Source organism: Flavobacterium gelatinilyticum (assembly GCF_027111295.1).
In the GTDB taxonomy this organism is placed as follows: domain Bacteria; phylum Bacteroidota; class Bacteroidia; order Flavobacteriales; family Flavobacteriaceae; genus Flavobacterium; species Flavobacterium gelatinilyticum.
Window position 1 is genome coordinate 4,740,836 of sequence record NZ_CP114287.1, and the last position, 15,322, is coordinate 4,756,157.

Consider the following 15,322-nt stretch of genomic DNA (forward strand, 5'->3'; position numbering starts at 1 on the left):
TATGGAATTTTTTTGGTACGTAGTTTTAATGGGAATCCTGGCTGTTTATCTGGTTTTAGACGGTTATGATTTTGGTGCAGGAATTATTCATTTATTTTTTGCCGATACAGAAAAAGATAAAAAAGCAATTACAAACTCAATTGGTCCGTTTTGGGATGCCAATGAAGTCTGGCTGATTGCGGCAGGAGGAGTTTTGTTTTTTGCTTTTCCAACTTTATATGCTTCCTCTTTCAGCGGTTTTTATCTGCCTCTGATTATGATTTTGTGGCTTTTGATTTTCCGCGCCATCGGACTCGAAATGCGTGGACAGATTCACAATCACATGTGGGAAAGTATCTGGGACAAAGCTTTCGGGATTGCGAGTCTGCTTTTGGCGCTTTTCTTCGGAATTGCTTTAGGAAATATTGTTCGCGGTGTCAATCTCGGAATGGTACAAAACGGCGTTTCTACACAGGAAGCGCATTATTTCTTCCTGCCTTTATGGAATCCCACTTTTAGTCCGCAGGCAGATGAACTGGGAATTATCGACTGGTTTACGCTTTTTCTTGGTATTGTGAGTGTTGTCGCGCTTACGATTCACGGAGCGAACTGGATTATTTATAAAACCAATTCGGCTTTAAACCCGAAATTGAAAAATGTAGTTTTTAAACTGAATTTTGTTTTGCTGATTTTGGTCTTTATTTCATTGGGAATTTGGCATTTTATCGAGCCGAAACCATTTCATAATTTTGTAGAAAATCCAATTCTTTGGTTTTTTCCTTTGTTGACTTTTGCTGGGATTGCCGGATTATTTAAAGTCCGTTCTTTCAAAAAAGACGGTCATGGATTTTTGTTTTCGACCTTGTTTCTGGTGGGTGGATTTGCTTCGACAGCCGTTTCTATTTTCCCGAATGTGCTGCCTTCAACCAATAAAGTAAACCCGTCGTTGACGATTTACAATACCGCCGCTCACGAATACGGATTAAATGCCGGCTTGAGCTGGTTTTTTATCGCTTTGTTTCTTGTGATAGTTTATTTTATTATTCAGTATCGCGTTTTTAGCGGAAAAATGGATGATATTGGGTATGGGGAACACTAAAGTTCTAAATTAAATAAATAGCAATGAATGTATTTTTGACGATTAATTTAGATGTAAACGATAAAGTTTTTGATGGTTTTTCCGGTTTTTACAAAGCTAATATTGACAAAATAATTGAAAAATATAATTATGATATGTTTGTGGATGAATATCAACTTAAACTCAAATATTTAGTTGAAGAAATAAAAGTCTTAAATAGAGACGTTCTAATTGGAAATGTTTGTCATAGTTTAGAAGATTTAAAATTGATTATTAGTTTGGCTGATGAAAATCGTTTTGAAATTGAAAAAGTTTTTATTCCTTCAGTCAGCAGGAGAATTCTAACTTTATTAGAAGGGCAAAGAATTTACAGTGAATTAAACAGATGGATTGATTTTTACCCCGGACAAATTGAAGAAGTACATCAAAAGAATGAGGATAATTATTTGGAAATAATAAAATATTTTGAAAATAATAAGACAAGAATAATTGAAATTTAGAATATCAAAAGTATAAAAATCAATTGCCTCCAGTTTTAACTGGAGGTTTTTTGTAGATATGAATTAGGGCTTTAGCTAAATTTTATAATTTTTGGCTAAAGCCTTTTTTTGTATAGATTTGTTTACCTCCAGCTAAAGCCGGAGGCAATTGAAAAAAAATAAAACTGCTTAAATATTTCTATCTATGTTTTTCAAAAAGAGATTGCTGACAGAAACAGAATTTGCTGTAAAATTTGCCAAGAAATTAATTAAAAAAGTAAACGATCTAAAAATCATTTCAATTGAAGAATTACATGTGAAAACTCAATTGAACGGTGTTGAGCATCAGTATTTTTTAAATAATGCTTATTCGGAATATTTGATGGATTCAAAGCTGATTAAAGAAACAATGGAGAAATATTTACAGTCTGCATCTGAAGCATTTAAACCCAAAGAGGCCGTTAATATTGAAAATGTTTTTCCAGTTGTTAAAGACATGAGATTCTTTAATAATTTAAAGGAATTAAAACCAGAATTTGAAACGAAACATATTTATGAGTTTTATAATGAGGAACTTGTGGTTTTTTACGCAGAAGATAAGGAATATTCAATTCAGTATATTTCAAAAGAAGATTTAGCAGCAGTAGATTTTCCTTTAGAAAGTTTAAGAGAAAAGGCTGTTGAAAATCTTCAAAATCATTTAAAACTAGAGCGTCACGGAGAAAATGGATTTTATATGATAACCGCCGGAGGGAATTATGAGTCAAGTTTGATATTGTTGAATATTTGGCATGAAGAAAATTTTCCTGTAAACGGTGATTTTGTTGTTGGAATTCCTGCCAGAGATTTACTGTATGTTACAGGAAGCAGGGATTCTAAAAACCTGCATCAGCTTTATGATTTGATTGAGAAAATGAATGAAACCGGAGATCATCTTGTTTCAGATAAGATTTTTGAAATGAGAAATGGCAAATTTGAAATTCTATGAAAAAAGTAATTTTTATACTATTTCAGATATTTCTAATTAATTTTTTTTTAGGACAAGACATATAAATCAATTGCCTCCAGTTTTAACTGGAGGTTTTTTGTTTGAATTTTAGCCAAAACTTAAAGTTTGGCTAAAACCTTTTTTTATATATATTTGGTTAACTTCAGTTTCAACAGAAGACAATTGATAAAGAGTAAACGGTTTTTAAAATTTCATGTATGTTTTTTAAAAAGAAAAAGAAAAATAAAGACGAAAGGCTGACACAAGAAGAGTTTCTTGAAATGATTAAGGAAAAATTGCCTAAACATGTGAAAGGTCTAAAAGTTTCTTACGCATCTAAATATAGCTTGTCTTTAGATTATGAAAATAATAACTATGTATTTAGTTATCCTAATGAGTATTCAAAGTATTTAGATAACCCTGATTCAACAGATGAAATACTTGAAATTATAAAATCTGATTTTTTTGAGCATATAAAATTTCTTAAAGTAGATATTGAAAAGATCTATCCAGTTATTGAAACTAAGGAATTTGTAAAAGAGAATATTATAGAAGATGTAGAACTTGAGAATGTCGTTTATCATCAGCTTAATGAAGAACTGTTTGTAATTTTTTTCGAAAAACGTGGAGATTCTAAATATCCTATTCAAAAAAGTCATTTGAAAAATTTAGGTTATACGCCTCTTGATTTATTTAACAAAGCATCAGAGAATCTTGCAAATTTACCTGATATCATAAGTCATAACACCAACGGGCTTGTTCAAATTAGTGCCGGTGGAGAATTTGAATCTAGTTTAATAATTTTGAATTTACTGCTTCGACAACAGTACTATTCTGTTCCAGGAGATATTGTTGTCGCACTTCCTACTCGAAATACATTTTTTCTTACAGGAAGTGAAGATTTGAGCAATCTACTAAAACTTCGTGAAATTATAAAAGATTTGAAAAATGAAGGTAATGTACTTATTACAGATAAGTTATTTAGATTAAATGACTACAACAATTTTGTAGTTTTTGATGAAAACAGCAGTAATACAGATGGATTTCTGTCGCAGGATGAATTTGCCGAAATAATTATTAAAAAGCTTATTCAAAAAATTGAGGGTGTAAAAATTGTTTACCATGACAGATTGCATATTGTCACGGAGTATAGAGGCCAAAAAATTAATTATAAGTATTATAAGTGTTATGATGATTATGTAAAACATCCTGAAAAGCTGGAGAGTATTATAAATTCATATTTTAATGTGACTTATGATGCACATATGCATGCAGGAGTTTCTATCGATCCTTCAAAAATATTTCCAATAATCAGAAATAAAGGATTTAGAGAAAAGCTTTCAGAATCTGAGCCAGAATCTGAAAAAATTATTTTTGATAGTTGCAACGAAGAATTATTTGTTTTTTATATAGTCGACAGAGATCACTCAATGTATTTTATAAGAGAAGCAGATATGCTTAATTTGAATTATTCAAAAGAGGAATTAAAAACTATATCCATACAAAATCTAACTGCTGATTGGGATGTAAGTCTCTCTAAGGGCGAAGGCCTTCATTCAATAACTTCGAATGTGAAATATGTTACCAGTTTGATTTTAGTAGATATGTGGGGAAGTGAACTTATAGAAGTAATGGGAGATCCTGTTGTAACAATCGTGAATCCAAAGATGATATATGTTACGGGAAGCAATGATCAGGCTAATTTGTTTAGGATTTATGATTATATACGCACAGTGAAACAAGAAGCATGGCAGCCTGTTATTTCGGATAAATTATTTGTTTATCGAAATCATGCTTTTCATGTTTTTGAATAAGTTCTGATTTTTTTAGTTTCATCCTTGTCAAAGTATAAACTTTGACAAAGATTACTCTACAAGTGAAACTAAATTCAAAATAATTAAAAACTCTACGCAGATTGCGTGAAACTATTCAGGCTAGAACAAAACTTCTTTTGTAATGATGTAAAATCCCATTACGAGAACAAACCAGCCAAAGAGCGGTTTTAGTTTTGTTCCGTCAATTTTTTTAGAAAGCCGGCTTCCTATTATCATTCCCAGGAGTGCCATTCCGGAAACGCCCAGTAAAAAGGTATAATTTATAGGTGTGCCAATGTATAAATCGCCTCCAAAACCTATAGAGGAATTTATGGTAATGATTAATAATGAGGTTCCAACGGCTTGTTTCATGGGCAGTTTTGCGAAAAACAAAAGTGCAGGGATTATTAAAAATCCGCCTCCCGCGCCCAGAAATCCCGTTACGATTCCAACCAGAAAACCTATTAATCCAAGTTGTACATAATTGGTTTGGAAGCCTGTAACTTCGGGCTGGTTTTTTCTGATCATTGATATAGCGGCCGTTATCATTAAGACCGAAAATACGATCATGATTAAAAAATCTTTTGAAACTTTGTAAGATGCCACAGAAAAAAGAGTTGCAGCAATCTGAGGGAAAATAACTTCGCGGATTATCAGAATCGAAACTACAGAAGGCACAGCAAAATACAATGCCGATTTTAATTTTAGATTCCCCATTTTATAATGGCTGTAACTGCCAAATAATGCGGTAAGCCCCACAATAAATAAGGAATAGGAAGTTGCCTGATCCGGATTTACTTTAAATAAATACACCAGAATTGGAATGGTCAATATAGAGCCGCCTCCGCCAATTAATCCCAGCGAAATCCCAATTATGATTGAAGCAAAATAGCCTAAATATTCCATTGCATTTATTTTGCTGCAAAGGTGCTTCAGAAATTAGAATCCCACAGTAACATTTATCACAGAGGAGTTTTTTTGTTTTTTTCGCCGCGACCCGAGTGACAGCGAACAGACGACGCAAGTCGCGAATAAGGATTAAGTATTTTATGCGTGGATTATTTTAACACATAGAAACATAGATATAGAAAAATGAATAAAAGACGTTTCACTTACATAAATGCACATAGCTATTGTAAATAATGAAATATTTATTCTCTCCTCTTTTTGAGAAAATTATAAATCTATGTTTCTATGTGTTTAAATTTATTTGCAAAGTAAAATTCGTAAATTTCTTCCCCTCTTTTGCTATCGCTTGGTTTGCGGCGAAAAAACCTCGCAGTAAAAAATCTGTATTAATTAGTGAAATTCTTGTTTAATAATTCTATCTGGTTTCGGTTGAGTTTTACCAGACCGCGCTGCTCCATTTTTTTGAGTAATCTCGAAACAACTTCTCTCGAAGTATTTAATTCTGTTGCGATTTCCTGATGCGAAAGTTTGACTTCAGAACAGCCGCAGGCATCAGAATGTCTTTTTAAATAAAACTCCAAACGTTCGTCCATAGAACGAAAAGCGATATTATCGACCACTTCCAGAACCTCTTCAAAACGGCTTCGGTAGGTTTCGATTACAAATTCGTACCACGATCTGTGTTCCATCATCCATTTGTCCATTAAATGCAGCGGAATCATCATAACCGAAACATCTTCGACCACCTTTGCCATTATCTGGCTTTTTTCGCTTTTGGCCGTGCAGATCATCGAAATGGCACAGGCTTGTCCCGGCTGCAGGTAATACATTAAAAATTCGCCTCCGTCTTCGCCTTCACGGTAAATCTTGATTTTTCCTCTGGTAATTAAAACCGTGTTTTTAATGTACTGTCCGGTGCGCATTAAGATGGTTCCGGCTTCGAAATCCTGATGCGTTCCGTTTTCTTCGATCGTGGCAATGAGTTCTGTAGAGAAACTCGGGAAGATGGCTTTTAATGAATTTTGCATGGGGGTATATTTAAAAAAAGATACTAAAGTTTTAACCATTAAGATTTTAAGTTTCATTAGTGGTAATGCCTCTTCTTTTTCTTAAATGGCCGGATTTGGTAAATCATGTTTTTTTTGATCTCTTTTTTTATTAAAAAGAAAGTAAAAAACGCAATTGATTGCAAAGATACTAGAATGAATCGGGATTAATTGTCAGAAAACAGGATTTAAGCATTATTTTATGCAAATGAAAAAATCCTATTTTCTATCGATTTTGCAGACTATAATTTTAAAAATAGTAACTAAATTTGTATTTCACTGATTATAATCCTTTCTCTAAAACGTTTTCTGAGAATAATAATCGAAATCGCATTTGGTACGTTTTTTATAAATAGAAACGTCGTAATTTTACAAAAACACATTTAACTATGAATTTATCACAAGAAGATTGGGTTGCTCAGTTACAGGCTGACGAAAATGCAGTTATACTTGATGTAAGAACTGAAGACGAATTTAATGACGGCTATATTGAAAATGCTTTAAACATTGATATCAATAAAGGTCAGGCTTTTATTTACGAAATCGAAGAATTAGATAAAAACAAAAATTATTACGTGTATTGCCGTTCTGGTGCCAGAAGTGCCAAAGCATGTCAGATTATGAATGAGTTAGGTATAGATAATGCCTACAATCTGCTTGGAGGTATACTAGACTGGGAAGGCGAAACCGTACAACCATAAAAATAGAAGAAGAGGCGAAAAAAAGCCTCTTTTTTCATTATAAATGCTATTAATAAACCAACAAATTACCAGATTATGAGTTTAATACCAGAAGAGTTTGAAATTAAAACCCTTATAAATCAAGATACCTACCTTGTAAATGGAGAATTAAAAGAATGGACAGGACAAACAACACCTGTTTTTTCGACTATTTCTTCGACAGAAAAATATACGCCGACATTGTTAGGTTCAATTCCTTTTATGGGAGAAAAAGAAGCGGCCGAAGTGGTAGAAGCGGCTAATGCTGCTTATGATAAAGGACAGGGACTATGGCCTACAATGAAAGTAGCTGACCGCATTAAATGCATGGAAAGTTTCGTTTCGCAAATGAAAGAAACCCGTGAAGAAGTAGTGAAATACTTAATGTGGGAAATTGGAAAAACGTTAGGCGATTCTCAAAAAGAATTTGACAGAACAGTTGAATACATTTACGATACAATTGCGAGTTATAAAGAATTAAACGGACGCAGTTCGCATTTTGAAAAAGTACAGGGAGTAAACGCCATGATTCGCCGCGGACCTCTTGGAGTTGTATTGTGTCTTGGACCTTACAACTATCCATTAAACGAAACTTTTTCATTGTTGATTCCGGCTTTGATTATGGGGAATACCGTAATCTTTAAACCGGCTAAACATGGTGTATTATGCATTTCGCCATTATTGGAAGCATTTAGAAACAGTTTCCCGAAAGGGGTTATCAATATCGTGTACGGAAGAGGACGCGAAGTGGCTTCTCCAATCATGAAATCAGGAAAAATCGATGTTCTGGCTTTAATTGGTAACAGTAAATCTGCGATTGCTTTACAGGATCAGCATCCAAACAAAAACAGATTACGTTTAATTTTAGGTCTTGAAGCTAAAAACCCGGCAATAATACTTCCGGATGCCGATTTGGATTTGGCTATTCAGGAATGCATCACCGGAACATTATCTTTTAACGGACAGCGTTGTACAGCCCTAAAAGTATTATACGTTCATGAATCTATTGCCGAAGAGTTTAATAAAAGATTCTCTGAAAAAGTAGATTCTCTTAAATTTGGAAACCCTTGGGAAGCAGGCGTGGCGTTAACACCGCTTCCTGAAACCGAAAAACCAAATTATATTCAGGGATTAATTGACGATGCCACAAGCAAAGGCGCTAAAATCCTGAACGAAAAAGGAGGCAAACATTCTGAAAATTATATTTTCCCTGCTGTATTATATCCTGTAAACAGCAAAATGCGTGTGTATCACGAAGAACAATTTGGTCCTGTAGTTCCGGTAATTTCTTTTAAAGATATTCAGGAACCACTAGAAGATATGGCAGAATCTAATTATGGACAACAGGTAAGTTTGTTTGGCAAAGATATTAAAACGCTTGCACCGCTTATCGATGCACTTGTAAATCTTGTGTGTCGTGTAAACCTGAACAGCTCTTGCCAGAGAGGACCTGATGCGTTCCCTTTTACAGGACGTAAAGATTCTGCTGTAGGAACATTAAGTATTCCGGATGCTTTACGTTCATTCTCAATCCGTACGTTTGTCGCTTCAAAAGATATTGCTTACAACAATGAAATACTGCAGGAATTGTTGAATAGCAAAGAGTCGAATTTTATCAATACCGACTATATTTTGTAGCATCAAGGTTATATATTAATTGTAGAGGCCGTCTTTTTCTTCTGAATCAGACGGTTTTTCTTTTTTTAAAGGTTCTGAGGCTCTAAGAGACTGAGGTTCTGAGGTTTTTTCTTTACTTTGAAAGGTTGTTAATTTTGCGTGGTGCTTTTCTCTTTTTGATTTTCTGTTAAAAAAATATAATTTTATAACGATTTGTAACATTGTTTTGTAAAGACAGTCTTATACTTATCAATTAAAATTACCAGAACCAAAAAACATCTTATGAAAAAACTTTCACTTCATTTCGCCTTAACTGCTTTTTTGTTTTTGGCCGAAACAAGCTTTGCGCAGGAACTTTATATGCCCAGAAATATTAAAGAGGCTTATGCCAAAGGAACCCGATCGGCAGACGGAAAACCGGGCAAAAACTATTGGCAGAATCATGGTAAATATACAATGGATATCACGGTAGATGCCAAAACCAAAATAGTAAGCGGAACCGAAACAATTATTTACGAAAACAACAGCGATAAAACACTGGAAAATCTGGTAATTCGTTTTGTAAACAATCTTCATAAACCATCTTCGCCAAGAAGCGGGGTAGTAAGTGATGATTTTTTAAGCAGCGGCTTAACCATTACGTCTCTTAAAATTAATGGTGAAACTTATAAAGAAGATGCCAGAAGCTGGGGAACGGTGGGAAATGTAAAGCTAAACAAGGCCATTGCACCCCATTCTAAAACTACAATCAATATCGACTGGAACTATCCTTTGTCTAAAGAAAGCGGCAGAGAAGGGCAGATAGACGAATCTACTTTTTTTGTAGCCTACAGCTATCCGCGTGTTTCGGTTTTGGATGATTATAACGGCTGGGACAGATTACCGCACACAGATCGTCAGGAGTTTTACAACGATTTTAATGATTATGTATATTCGGTTAAAGCACCCAAAAACTATGTAGTTTACGCAACAGGAGATTTCCTGAATCCGGATGAAGTATTACAGCCGGAATTTGCTGCGCGCCTTAAAAGATCTTATGTAACAGATGAAATTCTGCACATAGCAAACGAACAGGAAATGAAAAGCGGTGTTGTAACCAAACAAAACGAATGGAATACATGGAAATTTGAAGCCAAAAATATTCCGGATGTCTGCTTTGGTTTAAGCGATCATTATTTATGGGATGCAAGCAGTGTTTTGGTCGATAAAAAAACAAATCGTCGTGCAAGTGTTCAGGCTGCGTATGATATTAAAGGAACCGATTTTGTAAACTCGGTTAAAAATAATCAGTTTGCTTTGGATTGGTTTTCAAACAACTGGCCCGGAATTCCGTATCCGTATTCTAAAATGACAGCTTTTCAGGGTTTTGCCGATATGGAATATCCAATGATGTGCAACGACTCACAGATGGGCGATCCAAAATTTGCGCAATTGGTTCAGGATCATGAAGTAGCACATACCTATTTTCCGTTTTATATGGGAATAAACGAAACCCGTTATGCGTATATGGATGAAGGCTGGGCAACAACATTCGAATATTTAATTGGAATTGCCGAACACGGAAAAAAAGCCGCAGATGATTTCTACAAGGAATTCAGAGTTAAACATTACATAAACGATTTATCTACCGAAGAAGATCAGCCGATTATTTCAATGTCAACACAGGTTTCAGGACCCGGATACGGCAATAACTCCTACGGGAAAGCATCACTTTCATATCTGGCTTTAAAAGATATGCTGGGCGATGATTTGTTCAAAAAAACGCTTCATTATTATATGGATACCTGGAACGGAAAACACCCAATTCCGTGGGATTATTTCAATTCGATGAATACAGGTTCGGGGAAAAATCTGAACTGGTTTTTCAATAACTGGTTTTTTACAAACAATTACATTGATCTTGCAGTAAAAGAAGTTTCAAAAAACACGGTTTTAATTGAAAATAAAGGAGGTTTTGCCATTCCTTTTGATGTGATCGTGGTTTACGATGATAATTCGACTGACACGCTGCATAAAACGCCTGCGGTTTGGGAAAAAAATCAGAAGAGAACAACTGTTACGATTTCTTCTAAAAAAACAATCAAAAACGTCACGCTTGACGGAGGCATATTTATGGATGCCACACCGGAAAATAATGCGTGGGCAGCCAAATAAAAGTTTTTTTTTCAGGCGATTTCGAAAAATTTTATCAATCCATTTCTAAAATACACATCTATGGCAATCCGCTTACAGAAGATTATAAACAAAACGTTTTTCGTTTTTATTTTGATGATGCAGAGCAACTTTGGCTCTGCCCAGAATAAAAACAAAATAGAAATTGGAACGATTGACAGTATTTCTTCAAAAATACTGCATGAAGACCGCAAAATATGGATTCATCTTCCTAAAAGTGCACAATACAGCGGTTTTGCCAAACAAAAATATCCTGTAGTGTTTTTGCTTGACGGCGACAGTCATTTTAGTTCGGTTGTGGGAATGATTGAAGAACTTAGTGAAGTAAACGGAAATACGATTGTGCCGGAAATGATAGTAGTAGGAATTCCAAATACCAATCGCAATCGTGATTTAACGCCTTCACCTTCTGATGTTGATCTTCCGTTTGTGCCAAAAAATCTCAGTGAACAATCCGGCGGAGGCGAAAAATTTACAGCATTTTTAGAAAAAGAACTTATTCCGTATATCGACAGTAAATACCCCGCAGCGCCTTACAGAACCCTGATCGGGCATTCTTTTGGAGGGTTAACGGTAATGAATATTTTAACAAATCATACTTCGTTGTTTAATTCCTATGTGGCAATCGATCCTAGTATGTGGTGGGATCACGATCGATTTTTGAAAGAAACAACTAAAAAATTAGCGGCCAAAAAGTTTGAGAATGTTTCTTTGTTTTTAGCAGCAGCAAATACCATGGATGCAAATATGGATCTGGTGAATGTTAGAAAAGATACGACTGCTTTTAACAGACATATACGATCAATTTTGAATCTGAATGATTTTTTAAGCCAAAACAAAACGACCAATCTTAATTACGAATATAAATATTATAACGAAGACGATCACGGTTCTGTACCGTTTCCTGCCACGTATGATGCATTGCGATTTATCTTCAAATTCAATAAACTGAAACTTTCGATAACAGAGCAGATGAATTTTAATAAAGACGTTTTTGCAAAAATCGAAAAGCATTTTGACAACGTTTCGAAATATTTAGGCTATAAAGTACACGTGCCGGAAAATACAGTAAATGTTTATGCGTATCAGTCAATGTCTAAAAAAGATATGAATTTTGCCGGATATTTGTTCAAAATCAATGTCAGCAATTATCCGCAGAGTCCAAATGTGTATGATTCCCTGGGCGATTTTTATGAAGCAAGCGGTGATAAAAAAAATGCAATTGCCAATTATCAAAAAACATTAACATTAGATAAAAACTTTCCTGAGACAAAGGGAAAACTGGAAAAACTTTTAAAATAAAAGCACCTTAAAATACCAAGATAACCTGATTGCATTTTCGAATTAAAAAAAACAGCATTAAAAAGACAAAATTATTTTAATTGAATTATCTATAAACCGTCTAAAATAGGCGGTTTTTTTGATATTTTACGGGAAACCGTAAGGTTAATAATATAAAATTGTTAAGTTTGCATATAACACAAAAAAACGCCCCAAAATAATGAGAAATTGTTTAATTCTTATTTTCTTGCTTATATCAGTAAGAAATATTGCACAGGATGACCCTAAAGTCAAGTTTCAAAAAAACAAATACGATCTGGCGGTTTCCTATTTAAAAAAATCTGATTTTGTTAAAGCGCTGGACCAGTTTTCGATAGCGTCAAAAATTAAACCCGAAAATGAAATCGGGCAGGAATCTTTAAAGAAAGTAGATACTTTAAAAGAAATATTGAGAAAAGATATTTTGTCAAAAGTAAACGGAACATGGCTCTTTACTGGAGACAAACCAAGCTGGACCGTAAATGCCGATAACGAATTTAAAAACAAACAGGTTGATAAACTTGTAGAAGTATCAGATAAGCAGCTATTGTTTTATGAGCAGAATCGTAAAACCAAAGAGAAAAAACTCGTTAAGACAGAAGACATCGTGTATTTTAATGCCGACAGATCTGATGCCCTGTATTCGGCCATTATTTTATCAAATGGCATGATCTGGAACTGTACTCTGGATGAAAACGCCAAAACACTCCGAGCCATTAATATTGCTAAACAAAACGAAAACGGAATCGAAAAAATAAGCCAAAGCAACGAGGAAGTTTTTTACACAAGAGCATTATAAGTTAAAAAAAGAAGGAATCTGGATTTGGGTTCCTTTTTTTATGGATAAGGTTTTGGGATAAAGTTTTTCAAAACCTATAATTTTGCATTTCAGATAAGATAAATAAAATGGAAATAAAAGAAATTCAGGCATCCGATACCTGGCAGATCAGACATGATGTAATGTGGCCCGATCAGCCTTTTGAATTTGTACAGCTGGCAGAAGATAATTCCGGACAGCATTACGGCGTTTTTGAAGATGGAAAACTGGTTTCGATTGTTTCCTGTTTTATCAAAGGCAAAGAAATGCAGTTTAGAAAACTCGCGACTTTAGAAACGCATCAGGGCAGAGGAATTGCTTCTTTTCTTTTAGAATATATCTTACACTCTGCCAAAGAAAAAAACCTGGAAAAAGTCTGGTGCAATGCCAGAAGCAGTAAGAAATCTTTCTATGAAAAATTTGGAATGAAAGATACTTTTAAAACCTTTGTAAAAGAGAATCAGGAGTTTACAATTATGGAAATAATTCTCTAGAACTTCAATTTTTTATATAATATTTTGTTCTATAAGTATTTATATTCTTAATTTGATTAAAATAATGATTGTTTTAACACTGAGTTTAATATAATAAAACCCTGAAAACGTTTTCGTTTTATATAACTGTTAAACCTTGTTAAAAATTCTTTTTTTGTTTTGATAGTTTTACTACTTTCGCACCGAAATGAGAAAAATAATCGTATTTCTGGTATTCATGAATTTGCTTCTGCTGGGCGGAGGCCAATATTTAAATGCCAATACTTTAGATTCTCATCATCATAATCTTGCACAGAAACACAGAGTAAAATTCACCAATCAGGACAAAGGAACTTCAATTATTGAAGATGCCGATCTTGATATCGAAGAAGATCTTCTGGGCAGTGATGATATTGATACACTTACGAACAAATTTTTTGCAGCTTCGTACAGTTTGGTAGACACTTTGTATCTGGCACTTTCAGATCAGTCTGCAGCGAATGATTCCACTCGTCTAAAAATTTCTACGCCTTTCTTTGGGCATTCAAATCCTATCTATATTACGCAGCGCGTTTTAAGAATTTGATTTACAAGTATACATCGGTTACCTGAGTTGCGTTCTGCATATTCTGCTGTTGTATATCTTACTGCTTCCGCATATATGAAAATTAAGATCTGACCAAGGCTTACCGGTGCATTTAACATCCAAAGGAATTTTTATTCCAAAGCATTCAATCGCTTAATTTCCAAACTAAATCAATGAAAAAAATCATGTTCGCAGGCTTTATTGCCTTGGTGTGCTTAACGAGCTGTACATCTAAAAAAGAAGAAAAAGAAGAAGTAGAAAAATTTACGGTTACCAATCCCGTTAGAATCGACACTTCATTCACAAAAGAATATGTTTCACAAATAAAATCGGTTCGAAATATCGAACTGCGAGCTCAGGAAAAAGGTTTCCTGCAGAATATTTATGTTGATGAAGGCCAGTTTGTAAAAGCGGGTCAGCTGTTGTTTAAAATTATGCCGAATATGTATCAGGCAGAATTGCTGAAAGCGCAGGCGGAGCAAAAATCAGCAGAAATCGAATTGCAGAATGCCAAATTACTGGCAGATAAAAATATCGTTTCAAAAAACGAATTAAGCGTGGCGCAGGCAAAACTGCAGTCAGCAAAAGCCGAAGTATCACTGGCAAAACTTCATTTATCATTTACAGAAATCCGAGCTCCGTTTGACGGAACTATCGACCGTATTCCACTAAAACTGGGAAGTTTAATCGACGAAGGCGAATTACTGACCAGTCTTTCAGACAACAGCCAGATGTTTGCTTACTTCAACGTTTCGGAACCTGAATATCTTCAGTATGAAACGAATGTAAAAGACCGTGCCGATAATAAAGTGGCATTGGTTTTAGCCGATGGACAAACTTTTAAAGAAAAAGGAAATGTTGAGGTTATCGAAAGTGAATTTAACAACGAAACCGGAAACATCGCCTTCAGAGCCCGATTCCCAAATTCAGGAAAATTATTAAGAAACGGTGAAACAGGACAGGTTCAAATGCTTGTGCCTCTTAAAAATGCAGTGGTAATTCCGCAGAAAGCGACTTACGAAATACAGGACAAAAAATATGTTTTTGTGGTTGGTAAGGACAACAAAGTAAGTTCAAGAGAAATTACAATTACTGGTGAAATTCCTGATTTATATGTGATTAAAAGCGGTGTTTCAGAAAACGACCGAATTTTACTTGAAGGAGTTCAGAAAGTAAAAGAAAACGACAAAATTCAATTCGAATTTGAATCTCCTAAAGAAGTTATGAATCATTTACGCTTAAAGGCAGAATAGTTTTTTTAGTTTCAAGTTTCAAGTTTCACGTTGAGCTGAACCTGAAACACTTTCTAACTTCAATTAATCATT

At 34.4% G+C, this 15,322-nt stretch carries 14 protein-coding genes; 12 read left to right on the plus strand and 2 right to left on the minus strand.

Features of this window, described 5'->3' with window-relative positions:
- Window position 1 precedes the first annotated feature (1 nt).
- The 4 genes from cydB to OZP11_RS20545 all read left to right on the plus strand — a co-directional run bounded on the left by cydB (window position 2) and on the right by OZP11_RS20545 (window position 4,338).
- Window positions 2-1,078, plus strand: coding sequence for a cytochrome d ubiquinol oxidase subunit II (cydB, locus tag OZP11_RS20530; protein WP_281232357.1), 1,077 nt, complete (start codon window positions 2-4; stop codon window positions 1,076-1,078).
- Between the two features lie 23 nt (window positions 1,079-1,101).
- On the plus strand, window positions 1,102-1,557 hold the full coding sequence (locus OZP11_RS20535) for a hypothetical protein (RefSeq protein WP_281232358.1): 456 nt from the start codon (window positions 1,102-1,104) through the stop codon (window positions 1,555-1,557).
- Between the two features lie 184 nt (window positions 1,558-1,741).
- On the plus strand, window positions 1,742-2,524 hold the full coding sequence (locus OZP11_RS20540; RefSeq protein WP_281232359.1) for a DUF1444 family protein: 783 nt from the start codon (window positions 1,742-1,744) through the stop codon (window positions 2,522-2,524).
- Window positions 2,525-2,742: 218 nt separating this feature from the next.
- Window positions 2,743-4,338, plus strand: coding sequence for a DUF1444 family protein (locus OZP11_RS20545; RefSeq protein WP_281232360.1), 1,596 nt, complete (start codon window positions 2,743-2,745; stop codon window positions 4,336-4,338).
- 120 nt (window positions 4,339-4,458) lie between these two features.
- Here the strand turns inward: OZP11_RS20545 and OZP11_RS20550 are convergent, their stop codons facing one another.
- Together OZP11_RS20550 and OZP11_RS20555 are read right to left on the minus strand one after the other, a co-directional pair.
- Window positions 4,459-5,244 carry a sulfite exporter TauE/SafE family protein gene (locus tag OZP11_RS20550; RefSeq protein ID WP_281232361.1) on the minus strand — a complete coding sequence of 262 codons (786 nt, stop codon included), beginning with the start codon at window positions 5,242-5,244 and terminating at the stop codon, window positions 4,459-4,461.
- Window positions 5,245-5,633: 389 nt separating this feature from the next.
- On the minus strand, window positions 5,634-6,275 hold the full coding sequence (locus OZP11_RS20555; protein WP_281232362.1) for a Crp/Fnr family transcriptional regulator: 642 nt from the start codon (window positions 6,273-6,275) through the stop codon (window positions 5,634-5,636).
- 407 nt (window positions 6,276-6,682) lie between these two features.
- Between OZP11_RS20555 and OZP11_RS20560 the strand changes: the two genes are divergently transcribed.
- The 8 genes from OZP11_RS20560 (at window position 6,683) to OZP11_RS20595 (ending at window position 15,250) form a co-directional block, all read left to right on the plus strand.
- A complete protein-coding gene (locus OZP11_RS20560; protein ID WP_281232363.1) occupies window positions 6,683-6,994 on the plus strand; it encodes a rhodanese-like domain-containing protein in 312 nt (103 codons plus the stop codon).
- Window positions 6,995-7,069: 75 nt separating this feature from the next.
- Complete coding sequence (locus OZP11_RS20565) at window positions 7,070-8,650, plus strand: NADP-dependent glyceraldehyde-3-phosphate dehydrogenase (RefSeq protein WP_281232364.1); 1,581 nt, start codon at window positions 7,070-7,072, stop codon at window positions 8,648-8,650.
- 261 nt (window positions 8,651-8,911) lie between these two features.
- On the plus strand, window positions 8,912-10,783 hold the full coding sequence (locus OZP11_RS20570) for a M1 family metallopeptidase (protein WP_281232365.1): 1,872 nt from the start codon (window positions 8,912-8,914) through the stop codon (window positions 10,781-10,783).
- Window positions 10,784-10,843: 60 nt separating this feature from the next.
- Complete coding sequence (locus OZP11_RS20575) at window positions 10,844-12,103, plus strand: alpha/beta hydrolase-fold protein (RefSeq protein ID WP_281232366.1); 1,260 nt, start codon at window positions 10,844-10,846, stop codon at window positions 12,101-12,103.
- A 199-nt stretch (window positions 12,104-12,302) separates the two neighbouring features.
- Window positions 12,303-12,920: a hypothetical protein gene (locus OZP11_RS20580; protein ID WP_281232367.1), complete on the plus strand. Its 618-nt coding sequence runs from the start codon at window positions 12,303-12,305 to the stop codon at window positions 12,918-12,920.
- 107 nt (window positions 12,921-13,027) lie between these two features.
- Window positions 13,028-13,432: a GNAT family N-acetyltransferase gene (locus OZP11_RS20585; protein ID WP_281232368.1), complete on the plus strand. Its 405-nt coding sequence runs from the start codon at window positions 13,028-13,030 to the stop codon at window positions 13,430-13,432.
- A 187-nt stretch (window positions 13,433-13,619) separates the two neighbouring features.
- Entirely contained in the window at window positions 13,620-13,997 is a 378-nt protein-coding gene (locus OZP11_RS20590; protein ID WP_281232369.1) for a hypothetical protein, read from the plus strand.
- 173 nt (window positions 13,998-14,170) lie between these two features.
- Window positions 14,171-15,250, plus strand: a complete 1,080-nt coding sequence (locus tag OZP11_RS20595) for an efflux RND transporter periplasmic adaptor subunit (RefSeq protein ID WP_281232370.1) — start codon at window positions 14,171-14,173, stop codon at window positions 15,248-15,250.
- Window positions 15,251-15,322 lie beyond the last annotated feature (72 nt).

Coding starts and splice junctions, on each gene's coding strand:
- cydB (WP_281232357.1), top strand. CDS start 2: ATGGAATTTTTTTGGTACGTAGTTTTAATGGGAATCCTGGCTGTTTAT.
- OZP11_RS20535 (WP_281232358.1), top strand. CDS start 1,102: ATGAATGTATTTTTGACGATTAATTTAGATGTAAACGATAAAGTTTTT.
- OZP11_RS20540 (WP_281232359.1), top strand. CDS start 1,742: ATGTTTTTCAAAAAGAGATTGCTGACAGAAACAGAATTTGCTGTAAAA.
- OZP11_RS20545 (WP_281232360.1), top strand. CDS start 2,743: ATGTTTTTTAAAAAGAAAAAGAAAAATAAAGACGAAAGGCTGACACAA.
- OZP11_RS20550 (WP_281232361.1), bottom strand. CDS start 5,244: ATGGAATATTTAGGCTATTTTGCTTCAATCATAATTGGGATTTCGCTG.
- OZP11_RS20555 (WP_281232362.1), bottom strand. CDS start 6,275: ATGCAAAATTCATTAAAAGCCATCTTCCCGAGTTTCTCTACAGAACTC.
- OZP11_RS20560 (WP_281232363.1), top strand. CDS start 6,683: ATGAATTTATCACAAGAAGATTGGGTTGCTCAGTTACAGGCTGACGAA.
- OZP11_RS20565 (WP_281232364.1), top strand. CDS start 7,070: ATGAGTTTAATACCAGAAGAGTTTGAAATTAAAACCCTTATAAATCAA.
- OZP11_RS20570 (WP_281232365.1), top strand. CDS start 8,912: ATGAAAAAACTTTCACTTCATTTCGCCTTAACTGCTTTTTTGTTTTTG.
- OZP11_RS20575 (WP_281232366.1), top strand. CDS start 10,844: ATGGCAATCCGCTTACAGAAGATTATAAACAAAACGTTTTTCGTTTTT.
- OZP11_RS20580 (WP_281232367.1), top strand. CDS start 12,303: ATGAGAAATTGTTTAATTCTTATTTTCTTGCTTATATCAGTAAGAAAT.
- OZP11_RS20585 (WP_281232368.1), top strand. CDS start 13,028: ATGGAAATAAAAGAAATTCAGGCATCCGATACCTGGCAGATCAGACAT.
- OZP11_RS20590 (WP_281232369.1), top strand. CDS start 13,620: ATGAGAAAAATAATCGTATTTCTGGTATTCATGAATTTGCTTCTGCTG.
- OZP11_RS20595 (WP_281232370.1), top strand. CDS start 14,171: ATGAAAAAAATCATGTTCGCAGGCTTTATTGCCTTGGTGTGCTTAACG.